15 protein-coding genes and 1 tRNA gene are annotated in these 16,503 nt (G+C 50.8%); 10 read left to right on the top strand and 6 right to left on the bottom strand.

The window, feature by feature from the left end; all coding sequences use genetic code 11:
* The first annotated feature begins 145 nt into the window (after positions 1-145).
* Complete coding sequence (recJ, locus tag SE18_RS21605; RefSeq protein WP_054536897.1) at positions 146-1,867, top strand: single-stranded-DNA-specific exonuclease RecJ; 1,722 nt, start codon at positions 146-148, stop codon at positions 1,865-1,867.
* Entirely contained in the window at positions 1,864-2,637 is a 774-nt protein-coding gene (locus SE18_RS21600; protein WP_054536551.1) for a hypothetical protein, read from the top strand. Before recJ ends, SE18_RS21600 begins: the two co-directional genes overlap by 4 nt.
* A 52-nt stretch (positions 2,638-2,689) precedes the next feature.
* Here SE18_RS21600 and SE18_RS21595 read toward each other — a convergent pair whose 3' ends face one another.
* Together SE18_RS21595 and SE18_RS21590 are read right to left on the bottom strand one after the other, a co-directional pair.
* Positions 2,690-3,433, bottom strand: coding sequence for a phosphoribosylaminoimidazolesuccinocarboxamide synthase (locus tag SE18_RS21595; protein ID WP_054536550.1), 744 nt, complete (start codon positions 3,431-3,433; stop codon positions 2,690-2,692).
* A gap of 85 nt (positions 3,434-3,518) precedes the next feature.
* Complete coding sequence (locus SE18_RS21590; protein ID WP_054536549.1) at positions 3,519-4,097, bottom strand: TetR/AcrR family transcriptional regulator; 579 nt, start codon at positions 4,095-4,097, stop codon at positions 3,519-3,521.
* Positions 4,098-4,206: 109 nt separating this feature from the next.
* On the opposite strand from SE18_RS21590, the gene SE18_RS21585 reads away from it, so the two are divergent.
* From SE18_RS21585 to SE18_RS21565, 5 genes are all read left to right on the top strand, one after another.
* Positions 4,207-5,082 carry an MBL fold metallo-hydrolase gene (locus tag SE18_RS21585; protein ID WP_054536548.1) on the top strand — a complete coding sequence of 292 codons (876 nt, stop codon included), beginning with the start codon at positions 4,207-4,209 and terminating at the stop codon, positions 5,080-5,082.
* Between the two features lie 394 nt (positions 5,083-5,476).
* Positions 5,477-5,848, top strand: coding sequence for a DUF1304 domain-containing protein (locus tag SE18_RS21580; RefSeq protein ID WP_054536547.1), 372 nt, complete (start codon positions 5,477-5,479; stop codon positions 5,846-5,848).
* A 79-nt stretch (positions 5,849-5,927) separates the two neighbouring features.
* A complete protein-coding gene (locus SE18_RS21575) occupies positions 5,928-6,776 on the top strand; it encodes a dioxygenase family protein (protein WP_054536546.1) in 849 nt (282 codons plus the stop codon).
* 307 nt (positions 6,777-7,083) lie between these two features.
* Positions 7,084-7,160, top strand: a tRNA-Arg gene (locus SE18_RS21570).
* 58 nt (positions 7,161-7,218) lie between these two features.
* The gene (locus SE18_RS21565; protein WP_054536545.1) at positions 7,219-7,992 is read left to right on the top strand and encodes a DUF554 domain-containing protein; all 774 of its coding nucleotides are present in this window, start codon (positions 7,219-7,221) and stop codon (positions 7,990-7,992) included.
* A 56-nt stretch (positions 7,993-8,048) separates the two neighbouring features.
* Here SE18_RS21565 and SE18_RS21560 read toward each other — a convergent pair whose 3' ends face one another.
* Together SE18_RS21560 and SE18_RS21555 are read right to left on the bottom strand one after the other, a co-directional pair.
* Positions 8,049-8,861, bottom strand: coding sequence for a MerR family transcriptional regulator (locus SE18_RS21560; RefSeq protein WP_054536544.1), 813 nt, complete (start codon positions 8,859-8,861; stop codon positions 8,049-8,051).
* A 111-nt stretch (positions 8,862-8,972) separates the two neighbouring features.
* Positions 8,973-9,668, bottom strand: coding sequence for a DUF6391 domain-containing protein (locus SE18_RS21555; RefSeq protein ID WP_054536543.1), 696 nt, complete (start codon positions 9,666-9,668; stop codon positions 8,973-8,975).
* Positions 9,669-9,847: 179 nt separating this feature from the next.
* On the opposite strand from SE18_RS21555, the gene hisZ reads away from it, so the two are divergent.
* From hisZ to SE18_RS21540, 3 genes are read left to right on the top strand one after another with little or no spacing between them, the layout of a single operon-like run.
* Positions 9,848-11,248, top strand: coding sequence for an ATP phosphoribosyltransferase regulatory subunit (gene hisZ, locus SE18_RS21550; protein WP_054536542.1), 1,401 nt, complete (start codon positions 9,848-9,850; stop codon positions 11,246-11,248).
* Positions 11,249-11,297: 49 nt separating this feature from the next.
* Positions 11,298-12,338 carry a phenylalanine--tRNA ligase subunit alpha gene (gene pheS, locus SE18_RS21545; RefSeq protein WP_054536541.1) on the top strand — a complete coding sequence of 347 codons (1,041 nt, stop codon included), beginning with the start codon at positions 11,298-11,300 and terminating at the stop codon, positions 12,336-12,338.
* A gap of 44 nt (positions 12,339-12,382) precedes the next feature.
* Complete coding sequence (locus SE18_RS21540; RefSeq protein ID WP_054536540.1) at positions 12,383-14,104, top strand: phospholipid carrier-dependent glycosyltransferase; 1,722 nt, start codon at positions 12,383-12,385, stop codon at positions 14,102-14,104.
* A 230-nt stretch (positions 14,105-14,334) separates the two neighbouring features.
* Here SE18_RS21540 and SE18_RS21535 read toward each other — a convergent pair whose 3' ends face one another.
* On the bottom strand, positions 14,335-14,862 hold the full coding sequence (locus SE18_RS21535; protein WP_054536539.1) for an ArsR family transcriptional regulator: 528 nt from the start codon (positions 14,860-14,862) through the stop codon (positions 14,335-14,337).
* A gap of 28 nt (positions 14,863-14,890) precedes the next feature.
* Entirely contained in the window at positions 14,891-16,201 is a 1,311-nt protein-coding gene (locus SE18_RS21530) for a serine hydrolase (protein WP_054536538.1), read from the bottom strand.
* Between the last annotated feature and the right edge of the window lie 302 nt (positions 16,202-16,503).

The following is a 16,503-nucleotide window of genomic DNA, read 5'->3' as shown; positions in this document are numbered from 1 at the left end:
ATTAATCAGCACGATTAATGGGCCTTTGGCCATGCCAAAAAATGCTTGCTTATGGCTCTATAATGAACTATTCAGCCAAATCAATTTGACGATTGCGCTGCTTATCTCTACAATCGCCAAACTAATCCAGCTCATGAGGGATTTTATGCTCAATCAACGTGTTATGCGCCATTGGCAATTGCCAACCAAGGCCACGCCAAGCCAACTTCGCAGCCTCGGCGAGTACCATCCATTGCTAGCAACTATTTTATGGAATCGCGGCTGGCGCGATGCAGCAGCGGTTGAGCAGTTTCTCAATATCGATTGGAAACAACGCCACGATCCCTTTTTGCTCCACGATATGGATCGCGCGGTCGAACGGATTAAGCTAGCGATTGAGCACAAACAACGAATTGTGGTCTATGGCGATTTTGATACCGATGGCGTGACTGGCGTTACCTTATTAATGCAATTGTTCAAAGCCTTTGATCTCGAAGTAAAGCCGTATATTCCCAAACGCGAGGGCGAAGGCTATGGCCTGAACTTGGCAGCAATCGAAAAATTGCATCAAGCAGGCATTGATCTGCTCGTAACGGTTGATTGTGGCATTAGCAATGCAGCTGAAATTAGCCGCGCCAACGATCTTGGCTTCGATACGATTGTGCTTGATCATCACCAACCGCCATTGCATTTGCCCCCAGCTTATGCAGTCGTTGACCCCAAACGCAGCGATTGCCGCTATCCGTTCAAGGGTTTGTGTGGCGTAGGCGTAGCGTTCAAGCTCTACGAGGCCTTGTGGCGCGCAGGCATTCAGCCTACCAACCTGCGTGCCCGCGAGATTCTCGATGTAGTGGCGCTTGGCACAATCGCCGATATGATGCCCTTGACTGGCGAGAATCGAGTCCTAGTCCATTTTGGCTTGCAGGCCATGAACGAAAGCCAACGGCCTGGATTAAAGGCCTTGTTGCGAGTGGCTGGGGTTGAGCAAGGCAAAATTGATGCGAGCAGCGTTGGCTTTCGGCTTTCGCCAAGGATTAATGCTGCTGGCCGTTTGGTCGACGCCAGCATTGCCTATAGTTTGTTGTTGGCGCCTGAACAAGCCCAAGCCGATGGGTTTGCCGACCAATTGAATAGCACCAATCTTGAGCGTCAAGCCTTGACTCGCGATGTGCAACAAGCAGCGCGTGATCTGGCCCAAAGCAGCGGCCAGCTTGATCAACGAATTTTGGTGATTGTTGGCGAGGATTTTCATCATGGCGTGGTTGGGCTAGCAGCAGGCAAATTGGCCGAAGAATTTGCCCGCCCAGTGCTGGTGATGGGCAAAGAAGAACATACCAGCCGCGGCAGTGCGCGTTCGATACCAGGCTTTAATATTGTCAACGCTTTGGCCGAATGTGCCGATTTGTTTGAAAAATATGGTGGCCATGCTGCTGCCGCTGGCTTTACGATTGCCAATCAACATATTCCAGAGCTTACCCGGCGTTTGCAGGCAATTGCCAATCAACAAATTAGCGACGAAATGATGGTGCCGCAATTGGCGATCGATGCTGAAGCCAGTTTCGACCAACTGAATCTTGAGATGCTGAGCGTGCTCGAAAAAATGGCGCCCTTTGGGCTTGAAAACCAACAACCACGCTTTTGCAGTCGCCGCGTAACTATCATCGAAGCAAAAGGCGTTGGCGCTGAAAATCAACATTTGCGCTTGCGTTTGCAACAAGGTCGCCATTATCAAAATGCAATTGGCTTTAACCTCGGCGATTGGCTGACCGAATTGCATACTGGCGCACAGATCGACATTGTGTATACAGTTGGCCTCAACGAGTGGAATGGCCGTAGTTCGGTGCAGTTGACGCTGGTTGATTTGCGCTTGAGTGAAGGGCAACGATGAGCTTAGTTTTAGCCTCAGCTTGGCAGCCACGTGGCGAATTGGCGCGCTTTGAACGGCTTTTGCCGCAATTAAGCCAGCTCTATCGATCAATTGTGATCAGCACGCCGCCAACGATTGACCAAGCCTTCTTGCAAACGCTCAACACCTTGCCAAACGTGCGCGCAGTGCCAACCAACGAGTGGGTACAAGGCAGGCATGTGGCCTTGGCCGAAGCGCTCAAAGCTCAACCAAATTATATTCATGCAATCGATTTTGATCGGGCTTTGCGCTGGATCGAGACGCGACCTAACGAATTAACTAGCATCGCCCAACGCTCGCAAACCCATTGTTTGATTATTGGCCGCACCTGGCAAGCCTACGCCACCCATGCCCGCGCCTTGATCGAAACCGAACGCACCAGCAATACCATGGCCTCGTTTTTCCTCGGCACGCCAATGGATTTTAGCGCTGGGGCACGCGGCTTTACGCCAGTTGCGGCGCATTTTATTTTGGCTAATAGCCCACCAATCGATGCACTTGGCACCGATGCAGAATGGCCAATTTTGCTCCATCGCGGTGGGTTTAAACTTAATTATTGCGAAGTTGATGGCTTGGATTGGGAGATTCCCGATCAGTTTCAAGCCCAAGCTGCTGATGTAGAGGCTCAGCAAAGTCAAGCAGCAACCTATGATCGTAACGTCGAGCATTGGCGCTATCGGGTTGAGGTGGCACAACGGATTGTGCAAGCAGGAATTGCGGCAGCACGGCGGCCATTGCAATTTCTCTCTTAATACCAAACCGCGCTCCACAAGCATGGAACGCGGCGCAGTAAAAAGCAATAATTTAGCGGAAGCTCTCGGTAATATCGCGAACTTCTTCGTATTTGGCTTTGAGGTTTTGTAACGCTTCGTCAGTGACGGTTTGCAAATTGCGATAAATCTGCTTATCGAGCATTTTGCTCTTATCGCCATCGGGCCACAAGCGCCATGAATCGTTGTCGATCATATCGGCGACGATCAACGTACCATCGGGAGTGCGGCCAAATTCGATTTTAAGGTCGACCAATTGCACGCCGCGCTCGGCCCAAGTTTGTTCGAGCAATTCAAACACCCGCGTGCCTTCTTGCTCGATAAAATGCACTTCCTCGGCAGTTGCCAAGCCTTTTTCAACAATCCCAGCCAAATCAATTTGCGGATCGTGGTTGGCATCGTCTTTATAAAAAAACTCAACCAAGGGTGGGCTAAAGCGCGTGCCTTCTGGCGTTTCAGGGTGGCGACGGCAGTATGAGCCAGTTGCCAAGCGCCGCATCACGACTTCCAAGGGCAACATATCGCAGCGTTCAACGACCATCACGCCTGGCTCAGGATCGGCTTTGTAGTGGGTGCGCACGCCACTGCGATTGAGCAAGGCAAAGACATTAGCCGAGGTGCGACCGCTGATCGCGCCTTTTCCTTCGATTTCATTGCGTCGTGCCCCATCACCAGCGCTAATCGAATCCTTTTGCAGCATATAGGCCAAGCTTTGGTCTTCAGGGTGAGCATAGATAATCTTGGTTTTGCCTTCGGCTAATTTGGTGCCGTATTGCATTGAAAACGCTCCTTCATGCGTTGTTGAGCAAGCAAATTCAATGGCAAACCCGCCAAATGGAGTCTGCCCGCCCCATTATACATGCTTATGAGCTTTCGCTTTTGATGCCCTGCAACACAATTGCCAGATAGCGTTCGCGCTGTTCAGCCTGATCATCACCGATCGGCAATCCCGCCAATAAGATCGATAAATCGCCTGCTTGCAAATCGGCACGCACTAAGCCAGCAGCTTTGGCACGGTCAATTAAGCTTTGAATTGCCGGATTGATGCCCTGTTTAGCTTGGCTACTGGCTGCAATTAAATTCGTATGTTGCTGAATCATGGTTTTAAACGCCCGATCTTTGAGTTGGCGTTTGGCCATGCCCCGCACCAGCTGCTCGACCGCCCACCAAGGATCTGCCGAATCCTGCAAGCTTGCCAGAAAATCCATCACCACCTGAAAATGCTCATGAATCACCAGATTCAACAGGCCTTCTTTGGAGCCAAAATGATGATAGAGCGTGCCAACCGCCACGCCAGCATCCCGCGCAATCGCATCCATCGCGGCGTTTGGGCCATCACTGGCAAAACGCGCCTTGGCCGCCGCCAGAATCCGGCCATGATTTTGTTGGGCATCAGCTCGTTGCGCTGTTGGTTTTTTCGCAGTTTTGGAATCATCAACCATGGTTAATTTCCCTCTTGACAAATTGAACTACAGTTCAATATAATCAAGTTGAACGCTAATTCAACATATTCAAGTAGTATAGCATACCGACAAAAGCAAGGAGTTATTGATGTCAACCCTCCACCAGCGCACAATTCAGCTTGGGCCAAGCACGATTACCGCAATCGTCGATGTCACCACGCCATGGCCGATACTTCCAGTCAGCGGCGAGATTTGGGATAAGGTTCGTGCGAGCTATCCAAGCTCGTTTTACAATCCAGAAACCCTGCTAGGCCGTGTGCATTGCTACCTGATTCAACAAGCAGAGCGCACGATCTTGGTTGATACTGGCTTGGGCAAGGCTCCAGCGCCAACGCAACCACTGAGCAGCCAACAACTTGAAGCTCAATTGGCATTGCTGGGCGTTGATCCTGCGATGATTGATACGGTTTTCCTAACTCATTTACACGTTGATCATGTTGGGCTGAATACCCATTATGTCGATGGCAGTTTGCAAGCACGATTTCCGAATGCCCGCTATTTGGCTCATCAAGCAGAAAAAGGCCTGATTGCGTTTATGCAACAGCACAGCCCTGAGCGCGCTGGCTACTTGCAGGATCAGGTTTTGTGGCTCGAAGCCCAAGGTCGGCTTGAGTTTTTTGATCCAGATTTTGAACTGGCAGAAGGCATCACAACATGGTTTACCCCAGGCCATAGCCCAGGCCACACCGCGCTTGTGATTGACCATGGCACAGGCGAACGAGTGTTGCTTGCTGGCGATATATTTTTCAACCCAATTCAAATGTTTGAGCCAAGCTTTGCCACCGGTTTGGATGTTGATAGTGATCAAGCGCAAGCCACGCGGCTAGCCGTGTTAGCCCAAGTAAGTGATGGCAAAACCTTAGTTGCTCCATGCCACTTTCCAACCCCAAGCTTTGGCTATGTCGTGCCCGAGGGCACTGCCTATCGCTGGCTACCAATCGAGGATGAACTAACTAGAGGTTAGTTTTAGAAACGTACCACCCCTGTGTTCCCCGCCTCAAGGCGGGGAACACAGGGGGTTTTCATCCCCCTGTACCCCCTAAAATGTGCTTTGTGGATGGTTATGCGCTTGCTTTCAACCCTTTTGTTTGAATTAAAGTTATCCTATAGCCATATCTTCTCTGCGCCTCTGCGTTAAAATCTTATCCACGAAGGACACGAAGCGCACGAAGGATGGAAACCGCGAAGGACGCGAAGAGCACGAAGGTTAAGTTTTGTGGCTACAGATTTTTAGGATTATGTTCTATGTTCTATGCTCTTTCTTCATCCTTTGACTTTTGCCTTCTGACATTTGAATTTTTGCGGTACTATAGCTAGCTAGTTGTCAACAGTTAGCAACCAAGGAAAGGTAACAGGCTATGGCAATCGTAAGTTTAATTTTGGTAGGCTTGGTGGCGGTCGAACACATCTATATTTTGTATTTGGAAATGTTCGCTTGGACCAAGCCAAGCACTGCCAAATCGTTTGGCTTAACGCCTGAGTTTGCCCAACAAACCAAATCGTTGGCAGCCAACCAAGGCTTATACAATGGCTTTTTGGCGGCTGGTTTAATTTGGGGCTTGGTGCATCCCAATCCTGATTTTGGCTTACAAATTCAATTATTTTTCGTGTGTTGTGTAGTGGTAGCGGCGATTTATGGCGGCTTGACGGCCAAACGCTCGATTTTATTTGTCCAAGGTGGCCCAGCAATCATTGCCTTGGTGGCATTATTAATCCATATGTTTAGCTAATTACTTATAAAATCTTTAAGTTTTCTTCATTATTCTTTGGTATGCTGCTTGGGCGGTTTATGCACAAGGAGTTATTGCCATGGATAATGATGATCAACCAGTTGGCCGGATTTTGAGTCGCCGCGAGGTGCTCAAACTGTTTGGTTTGGCTGGCTCGGCAGCGGTTTTGGCTGGTTGTAGCAGCGACGTAACGCCAACTGCAACCAGCGTTGCCCAGGCGAATGCGCCAACCACAACCGCCACAACAGCAGCAACCAACACAATCGGCGAGGTTGCAACGGCGACCAGCGCGGCCACCAGCACAGCCGAGGCAACCGCTACTAGCGAGGCCGTTGCAGCCTTGCCAAGTTGTATTGTACGGCCCGAGTTAACCGAAGGTCCCTATTTTGTTGATGAAAAATTAGAGCGCTCGGATATTCGTTCTGATCCCAGCAATAACGCTGTTAGTGCAGGCACGCAGCTCGATATTAAAGTGGTGGTCAGTCAAATTGGGGCTGGTACGTGTACGGCCTTAGCAGGGGCAATTGTCGATTTGTGGCATTGTGATGCTGATGGCGTTTATTCGGATGCGACCGATCGCAGCTTTGACACAGTTGGGCAGAAATTCCTGCGGGGTTATCAGCGCACCGATGACGCTGGGGTTGCCAACTTCACCACAATCTATCCTGGTTGGTATCAAGGGCGGGCGGTGCATATTCACTTTAAAATTCGCACCGATGCAGGCTATGAATTTACTTCACAATTTTTCTTCGACGAAAGCCTGACCGATGTGGTGCATGCGCAAACGCCGTATGTTGCCAAAGGTGTACGCACCTTACTCAACGATGGCGATGGCATCTATCAACAAAGCGCTGGCCAAACAGTCTTGACGGTTGTACCAAGCGGCCAAGGCTATAGTGCCAGCTTCGAGATTGGCTTGCAAATTTAACCAGGAAGAGCATAGAACATAGGGCAAAGTTTAGGTTTCTAAACCACAAAGAACACGAAGCAAGGCTATAGGCTAGCGGAACGTTTTTTTGGGATTCCAAAAGCCAATAGCCTATAGCCAATCCTTATGTTCTATGCTCTTTGTTCTATGCTCTCGCCTTCATCCCTCATCCTTCATCCTTCATCCTTATTTTATGCTCTCTAGGTTCATTTTGACTTTTGCCTTTTGACTTCTCCCTTTCATCCCTCATCCTTACTTATACGGGGTTGACATTTCGGGCGGGCTTAAGCATAATTGCCGTTGGTACGATCCCGTAGCTCAGGTGGATAGAGCAACAGTTTCCTAAACTGTGTGTCGCGCGTTCGAGTCGCGCCGGGGTCACCATATGCCAAACAACCACGAAGCGCCAAGGCTTCGTGGTTTTTGTTTAGGAGTATGCAGAATGGATCTGAGTTTGTGGGCAAAGCTCAATGGAACAATCATCAACGTGGTAACGGTGGCGCTCGGTACGGGTTTGGGTTTGGCGCTACGCGGGCGCTTGCCTGAACGCATGCAAACGGTGATTATGCAGGCCTTGGGTTTGGTAACAATTTTTATTGGTTTATCGATGGCTGGCAGCATGAATAAAGCAGGCGCAACCTTGCAAAGCACCGCCCAAGCCAGCCAACCAATTGTGGTCGATGGCGTGGTCATCGGCTTGGTGGGATTGGTCGTTGGTGGCTTGCTTGGCGAGTGGTGGCAGGTTGAGGAGCGTTTGGCAGCGCTTGGCGATTGGCTCAAAGCCAAATTTCGCGGCAGCGGACGCTTTACCGAGGGCTTTGTCGCAGCCTCGTTGCTCTTCTGTATTGGCCCAATGACCTTGATTGGCAGCATCAACAATGGCTTGGTTGGCGATGCCCAGCTGTTGATCATCAAGGCGGCGCTTGATGGATTGGCAGCTGTCGCTTTGGCCAGCAGCTTTGGCATCGGCGTGGGCTTTTCGATTCTGATTATTTTAATCTATCAAGGTGGCGTAGCGCTCGCTGCTGGCTCCTTAGCCACGATTTTGCCCAATCCAGCGGTTGATCCACGAGTGTTGATCATCACTGGGGTTGGCGGTTTGATGGTGGTTGGGGTCGGCATCAATCTGCTTGATCTAACCAAAATTCGGGTGGCTTCGTTGCTACCAGCCTTGTTGATGGCGCCGCTGTTGCATTGGCTGATTAGTTTGTTATAACGATTTTATGCCCCCTCACCCACTGGATGCGAGCAAGGGGGCTGAGTGCATCACATCTAGGCTTCGTGGAAGGGCCAAGCAATCTCCATCAAGGCATCAGGGCCAGGCGGGTTGACCCAGATTTCGCGCGGCGAATCGGAGACAACATAGCCATTGGCTTTGATCCAATCGCTACCAGCATCGTAGCCAGCCAAAATATGCGGAAACTCGCATTGATCGCCATGCATAGTCACAACTGCAACTTTGCCAGCAGGCAAAATGCGCCCAACAATCTCGCCTTGCTGCTCAACAAGCTGATCAACTGGTAAACAAATTTCGATTGGGCCGTCATCATCGGCGTTAATCGTGCCGTGAAAAATGCCAAATGCAGGCCCACGCACAACTAAATTATTATCAGCAGCAAAGCGTTCCATACTGTGGAAGGCATGGGCAATTACATTATCCAACTCGTTAACAAACGTGCGTTTGGTGATGCTCAGGATGGGCTGATCTGCTTGTTGGCGGACAGTTACTTCGAGACTCATACAAACTCCTTCTTGACGAATTAATCCGAGAATAAGGCTTTGGGCACGTCGGGCTTGGATTGCCTGCAACTCGACCGAGCGAATGTAGCGACTAAGCAAAATCTCGGCATCTTTGGCATCGCCAGCAATTACTTGGCGAATCGTGGCCAGCGGCATGTTGATTTGGCGCAACATGCTAATCAAGCGAGCAGGTGCCAGTTGCTCGGCGTGATAGTAGCGATAGCCATTGTGTGGATCGACATAGCGAGCTGATAAAATGCCCAGTTGATCGTACAAACGCAAGGCCTTGAGCGAAAGCCGAGTTGCCTCGGCAAAGTTGCCAATTGAGATAAGCGGTTCGTTCATAGCGCTAGTATAGAGTCATCCCCAAGGGCAGACACAAGGGTGATTTTTTGGGCAACAAAAAAGCCGAAGCACTAAACTTCGGCTTTTGATTATTGGTTAATTCAGGCTGATTTAGCGTTGGCGGGTATTGTTTTCAACTGGCACATAGACCGGAACCCGTTCGCCATAGCGATAGGGTGGTTGGTAGATGCGGCGAGCTGGTTTGGTGCGCACGGCGAACTCTGCGCCGCCAGCAGCGAACGACAAACCCATAAACAACGTTGGTGGCACTAACTCGATTGCGCCAATAGTCATGCCCTTAACATCAAGCGAGGTTGTAAAAAAGCGTTGAAAAAGAGGGCTTAATTTCGGTGTAAGCGCGCCAGCAATGGTTAATGCCAAGAAAATACTGGTACTCGACAACATATCCAGGAAGGCAACCATGCCAAGGCCAACCGAGGCAACTGTTAGAAAACAGAAACTAATGGCCGTTGCACAGCGACGATAGATTGCCATTGAACGATCGCCGCGTTGCAGCCGCAAAAGGCCTTCGCGGGCAGCATCGAGCAATAACGCTGGATCAATCGCGGCGCGAATGCGGAAACCTTCGGTCGTCGCACAGCCATCAACCATCTGCGAGCCATAGCGCTCTTCAAGCACATTGACGGTAGCGTGTTCAATTGCGTGATTACGCCGAACTGAAACACCTTGCCACAATTGGTTGAGTTGACGGGGGACATTTAACAATGACCAAATTGGCTGACCGAAGAACCAAAAGATGACTGCCAACGCACCAAATAATCCCGAAAAAATCATTAATCCATGCATAGGCTTTCCTTCCCGTGGCAGTTAACAAGCTGTAAAGTACCAACAAAAGCAGCGTATCACGCCACTCTATCGTCGTCAAGGCAGACATAAGTACTTTACGCTATACGACCCTCATTGGTTCCATTCACCCACAACGAATTTTCGCGTACAATGTGGCTTAATTGTGCTCGGAGGAACCTGTGGGCTATCAATTAACTCCTGAAGTGGTTCGTGGAACGCGTGACCTGTTTGGCGCTGCCGTTCACCAACGTCAGGCACTGATTCAGACATTAACCGCTACCTTTGATCAAGCTGGCTACGACCCAATTGAGTTGCCCTTGCTTGAGCATCGTGAATTGTATTTAAAGAAATCTGGTGATGATCTCATCGCCAAATTGTACCATTGGAATCAAGCTGGCCGCGATTTGGCCCTGCGCCCTGAATGGACGGCCTCGGTCTTACGAGCGGTCATCAGTGGCTTGGGCGATGCGCCGATTCCGTTGCGCTTGCGTTACGCTGGCCCGGTGTTTCGCTACGAACGCCCGCGCCGCGCAACCTATCGTCAATTTACCCAAGTTGGCATCGAATTGCTCGGTGCGCCTGGCCCATTGGCCGATGCTGAAGCCCTTGGCTTGGCTGTAACTGGCCTGCGCGAGTTGGGCATTGAGCAATGGACGTTAACAATTGGCCATATTGGCGTGATTAAGACGTTGCTCAATAGCCTTGGCTTACCAGAACGCATCATCTCGGCGCTCACTTGGAGCCTCGAACGGATTCGTTCGAAAGGGCTTGATGCGGTTAAGCAACAATGGCGCGACGACGATGATGAGCTTCCAGTCGATTTAGCTAGCCTTGCTCACCTCGCCGACCAAGACCTTGAAACGCTGCTCTTGCGCGTGGTGCCAAGCCTTGGCGTGCGCCTCGATAGCGGTGGTCGCGAGCCCCAAGCAATTATTCAGCGCTTGGTGCGCAAACTACGCCGTGGCGACGATACGCTGAACCTTGATCGCGCTTGGCATTTGCTTTCGGCGCTGACAGCGGCCCATGGCCCTGCGCCAAGCGTTATGCAGCACATGCGCGAACTCTGCACAGAGTATACGGTTGCAACCGATGCTTTGGATGAGTTGCAAACCACGCTTGATTTACTCAAGGCATATGGCGTGCCAGCAGATCAGGTTGTGCTCGATTTTGGCATGGGTCGTGGCTTGCATTACTACACTGGCCTCATTTTCGAGATCGATGGCGCTGATGGCTTGCAATTGTGCGGCGGCGGACGCTATGATGATTTGGTTGCAGCGCTCGGTGGGCGCTCCATGCCAGCAGTTGGCTTTGCCTATGGCCTCGAACGAATCGTGGCGGCAGTTGCCCCAGCTGAGATTATACCGAACAAGAGCGTGCTGGTGGTTGGCGATGACCATAGTTTGGTCATTCAAGCGGCGGCAAGCTTGCGCCAACAAGGCTATCGCACGGCAGTTGATTTGCGCCAGCGTTCGTCTGCTGCTAACTTAAATGATGCGCGGAGACGAGAAATGAGCCATTTGGCCGTTGTAAGTGCCGCTGGAATCCAACTTCGTGATTTGAATGAACAGAAAGCCCAATGAGTATGCTACACTACGCGGAGCATAATTAGTTGGTTAAGGTAGGAATGGCATGTTTGAGCAATTAGATCAGATTGAAAAAGAGGCCAAAGCAGCCTTGGCCAATGTCCAATCGCTTGATGATTTGGCAGCCTGGCGCACTCAATGGACAGGCAAAAAGGGTTCGTTGGCCCAGGCAAGTCAATCAATTGGCAAGCTCGACCCCAAAGATCGGCCAGCCTTTGGCCAACGCTTCGGGGCAATCAAGCAGGCGCTGAGCGAACAAGAAGCAACTTTGGAATCACGCTTGCAAAGCGCAGCATTGCATCAAGAGCTTGAAGAAGATGCAGTTGATATTAGTTTGCCTGGGCGGGCAGCCAACATTGGCCGTTTGCATCCAAGCACCCAATCGCTGCGCCGGATTCAGCATATTTTTGCTGAAATGGGTTTCCAAGTTTGGGAAAGCCGCGAAGTCGAATCAGATGAGTATAATTTTGAATTGCTCAACATGCCTGCGCATCACCCAGCCCGCGATATGTGGGACACGTTCTATGTGCAATCTGATGATCCGCAGCAAAAAGTTGTGTTGCGCACCCACACCTCACCAGGCCAGATTCATGTGATGCGAACGTTGAACCCTGAGCCAATTCGGGTGATTTTGCCTGGCAAGTGCTATCGCTACGAGCCAGTCAGCGCTCGCTCAGAGATGATGTTCCATCAAGTTGAGGGCTTGGTGATTGGCCGCAACATTACTATGGCAGATCTTAAAGGCACGTTGGCCAATTTTGCCCGCCGCATGTTCAAAGATGATGTTAAAGTGCGCTATCGACCTTCGTACTTCCCGTTTACCGAGCCAAGTGTCGAAGTCGACATCGAATGCTTCATCTGTGGTGGCGAAGGCTGCCGGATTTGTAAAAAGAGTGGCTGGCTGGAAATTTTGGGCGCTGGCATGGTTCACCCAACCGTGTTGCGCAACGGCGGCTACGATCCCGCTGAATGGAGCGGTTTTGCCTTCGGGATGGGTCCAGAACGCCAAACAATGTTGCGCTATGACATCGACGACATTCGCTGGTTCTTCTCCAACGATGGTCGTTTCTTAGAACAATTCGGTTAATTCTCCGATTGGCGCTGAATGGCCTCATTCAGCGCCTTGCTTCAATGCCTGCATTAAAACGCTTCCGCTACCATTGGCCTTTGCTGCTGTTGCTGCTGGTGTATTGCACGCTAGCGGTCTGGTGGAGTACGCGCATTCCGTTAGGCGAAGGCCCCGATGAGCCTGGTCATGCAGAATATGCCTTGTTTGTGGCTCGCAACAATCGCCTGCCCGACCAACGCGCGGGCGATGTACCAGGCGAAGGCCATCAACCACCCTTGGCCTATTGGCTCATGCAGCCTTTGGCGCGCTCGGTTGCGCTCGAAGATCGAGTAGTCATTCTGGCCAATAATCATAATTGGATTTGGGCTGGCGGCAAAGACCCAGCGGCTTTTGCATGGCGCTCGATCGATCGCCATCCCTACCAAGCAGATGTGTTGGTTTGGCATCGTTTGCGTTGGTTTTCAATTGGCTGTACCACATTGACGATTGTGATTGGTTATAGCATTGGCTTGCGTTTAGGCTTGCGCAAATCATTAGCGCTGTTTGCTGCAAGTTTGCTAGCCTTTTGGCCGCAATTGCTCTTTCACTCGGTTTTAGTCTCGAATGATCCGTTGCTGTGGCTGTTGTGTGCAATGCTGCTGTGGCTGTTGCTTGAGCCACATCCGAAGCCTTGGTGGCCATGGGCAGTTGGGGCAACGCTTGGGGCGGCCTTGCTCACCAAACAAAGCGCAGTCATGTTAATTCCCTTAATTGGCTTGCGCTTGTGGCACTTGCGGCATACGCTCAAATTACGCTCAGCCATTGCTTGGATTGCACTCAGCAGCATGGCGATTGCTGGCTGGTGGTATCTGCGCAACCTGCTGCTGTATGGCGACCCATTTGGTTTGGGCTTGTATAAAGGCGAATTTAGCAGCCCGACCTTCTCGCCATTCAGCCTGCACGATTGGGGCGAGGCCATGCATGCCTTGGGCACGTCGCTGATTGCGCGCTTTGGCTGGATGAGCGTGGCCGCGCCGCAATGGCTGTATTGGTTGCTGGCAATCTGGATTGGCCTCGCAATTTTGGGTATTCGACGCTGGCGCATCGAGCAGCGCTGGCAGCTCGCGTGGGCCTTGGTTGGGCTTTCGTTTGCATGGACATTTGCCTTTGCAGTCTTGAGCGGCCAAGTTGGTTGGCAAGCGCGATTCTTGTTTCCGGCTGCTCCGGTGGCTGCATGCGCCTTGGCAATGGGGCTTGAGCGCAGCGTCAAAACGGCGGCTTGGCTTTTGCCAGCGTTATTAGTAACCATGGCGGTTGGCCTGCCAAATACAGTGATCAGCGCCGCCTATCCCTATTTAGTGGTTGAGCCACAGCCAGAGCGGCCAGTGTTGGCTTTGTGGCGGCCAGATACGGCTAATCCTATCGAGCTACGCGGGATTTTATTGCCCCAAACCGCCAAGGCTGGCCAACCTTGGTTGGTCAATACGCTCTGGCGCGCAGTTGGCAAACAAGATCGTAAATGGTCGTTGTTTGTGCATTTAGCCAAGCCTGGCAGCGAAAGCGAAAGTTTTGCCTTCGATGTGCAGCCGCAAGATGGGGTTTGGCAAGCGCTGCGCTGGACACCAGATGATTGGTGGGAAGATTTGCTGACGATTCATTTGCCTGCCGAGCTTGAACCAGGCCAATACGAAGTGCGCATGGGCTGGTTTGATGAGTTTGGCGATTGGAGCCGCGCTGGCGTGTGGAGCCAAAATGGCTTGTTGCTTGGCGATTATGCGGTGGTTGGCAAGGTTGTGGTCGAGTAGATGTTGATCCACGAAGAGCACGAAGAGCACGAAGGCTGGAAACCGCGAAGGGCACGAAGCTCTTTTAGCCACGAATTGCACGAATTCCACGAATAATTTTATTTTTAGCCACAGATTGCACAGATTATTCGGATTATGTTCCGTTAGCCTAGAGCCTGATCCCCAGCCCCCGACCCCTAATCCCCAAGTTCTATGCTCTATGCTCTTTGTTCTATACTCTCATTTCTCCCTCAATCAACAATATTTTTGGCTGCTGCGAGAATGATCATCACCGGAATTAAGGCCTTTATTTCTAAGCTGTAGTCGCTGCGCCCACGTTGGATAATAATCCCAGCATTGCGTAACTCTTTGAGATGATGATACAACTGGCCAGCCGATTGCATATGCAATTGCTCCAACAGGCTTTGGCTGCTAGCTGGCTTTTCAAGCAAAGTTTGAACAATCTGCAAACGAATTGGGCTAGCCAAGGCACTCAGAACAGTAATTATTTGTTCGACAGGGTGGCGCAGCAATTCGCCCAAGCCATGCTCACCCTGCCAAACATAATTGCCAAGCACTGAACTAATTGAGCCAGCAAAGAGAAACGCGCCATGGCCAAGCTCATGCTCATAATCGCTGCCTGTGCGTTGTTGGAGTTGACGCACCAAACCCAATTCTTCGTTGGTTGCTGCTATACTTGCAGGATTTTGGGTTTCTAAAGCGCTTACGCGGGCCTCTAAAGCAGCGATTCGATCTAGCAATGATTGAGCTGAATCCATAACATTGGCTCCTCTGGCTGAAATCGGCTTATTTTAGCTGGCTTGCCACCGATTCAGCAAATGTAGGATCAAGCGCGAGTTGCACGGCAAATTGCTGTTGAATAAACGATTGCATCAAGCCCATCCATGCTTGCTCAGGCAATTGGTTGAAGAACAACACGACAACTTTGGTGCGATCAGCCCATTCGCCCTGCGCAGGCTGAATAAACATCGCTTCAGTCAGAATTCCGGGTAAACTGCCGCCCTTGGTGCCAAAATGCGTGAACATTGTTTCGTTACCAGGAATCGTCATTGGCCACTCTAAAAATTCGCGCATCGTTTGCGAAACTGCTGGGCTAAGCAATTGATTATTGCCAACCAAAGCCATAACCTTGGCATAATCGCTGGCACTACCTTTGGGCATAATGTGAGCAAAAACTTGGCTTTGTTGTGCCAGATCAAGCTGCAATTGGGTCTGATCTTGGGCTGCTTTGCGCCATTCCGGCTCTGCTTGATAGCGCTCGGCCAGTGCCAACGCTTGTTGCTCGATTCCGGCTTGATCAAGCTCCAATAGTGTTTGCATGCTCGTTGCATCTGCTGGCGCATCAGGGTTCATCACCAACAGAAATAGCCCGACGATGGGCACAATTTTGGTTTGCTGTTGCATACCAAGCTCAACGATCGTTTGATCAAGCGCTGGAATGCCTAAGCGATCGATTAAATAATCGGTGGCAGCATTATCGCTCTCGAAAATCATGGCTTGAGCCAAGCTTTTGAGCGGCACAGTTTGCGCTTGATCATTGGCAAAGCCACGTTGATCGGCGGGAATGCCAAGCCGTTTCAAGGCTGCTGGATGCGCGCCGCCATCGGTATTTGGCCAATACCAAGCTTCCCAATCGGCCAAGCTAATTGGTTGTTCAGGGTCAAGCGTACCTGCCTCGACTGCTTGAGCATAGCTGGCCAAAATCACGATTTTCATGGTCGAAGCCAAGGGCAGTGCTTGCTGCGCATTGAATTCAATCAGCGGATCAGCGTTGTTAATGCTGCCATCGCTGTTGGTGCTATAGCTCACCAAGCTAACATTGCTCGGATTTTGGCGAATAAACGCCAGTACCTCTTCAGTCGATTGGGGATTGCTAATCGTTGCCGTCGTTGGATTGGTCGCCTCTAGCGTTGGCGTGCTAGGAACCATGCTTGGCGTGAGCGCTGCGCTCGTTGGCTGGTTGGGAACCGCCGTCGGATCAATAGCGGTTGCAGGAACAGTAGTCGCGCTGGCTGGAATTGTGGTTGGTTGATTGGCCGTCTCGCCACATCCAACCACAATCAAGACCAAAAGCAGCATCAAACCTCGGTTAAACATATGATTGCCCTCATGCAATATTCTACTTTTCTAGATTATATGTATTTATATCAAAAATATTAGAATATGACAAGAGCCAAATTTGCGATTTTATGCTGGGTTACAAAGCAACCGAAGCTGGTTATCATAAACTCTGGGAAACATAAATCAGCCGCCAGGCAGCTCTGTGAGCAAGAAATTTGAGGTTACAAGCAAACAAATACGGGCCTTTAGCTGTTTGTATGAACTAATATGACATCTGGATAGTTGGGGCTGCTTGACTGACCATAAGCCAAACGCTTATGGTATACTTGACGGCAGAA

Source organism: Herpetosiphon geysericola, assembly GCF_001306135.1.
GTDB lineage: Bacteria > Chloroflexota > Chloroflexia > Chloroflexales > Herpetosiphonaceae > Herpetosiphon > Herpetosiphon geysericola.
The sequence above is the reverse complement of the archived record's forward strand: the minus strand, read 5'-3'. Positions and strand labels throughout refer to the sequence as shown.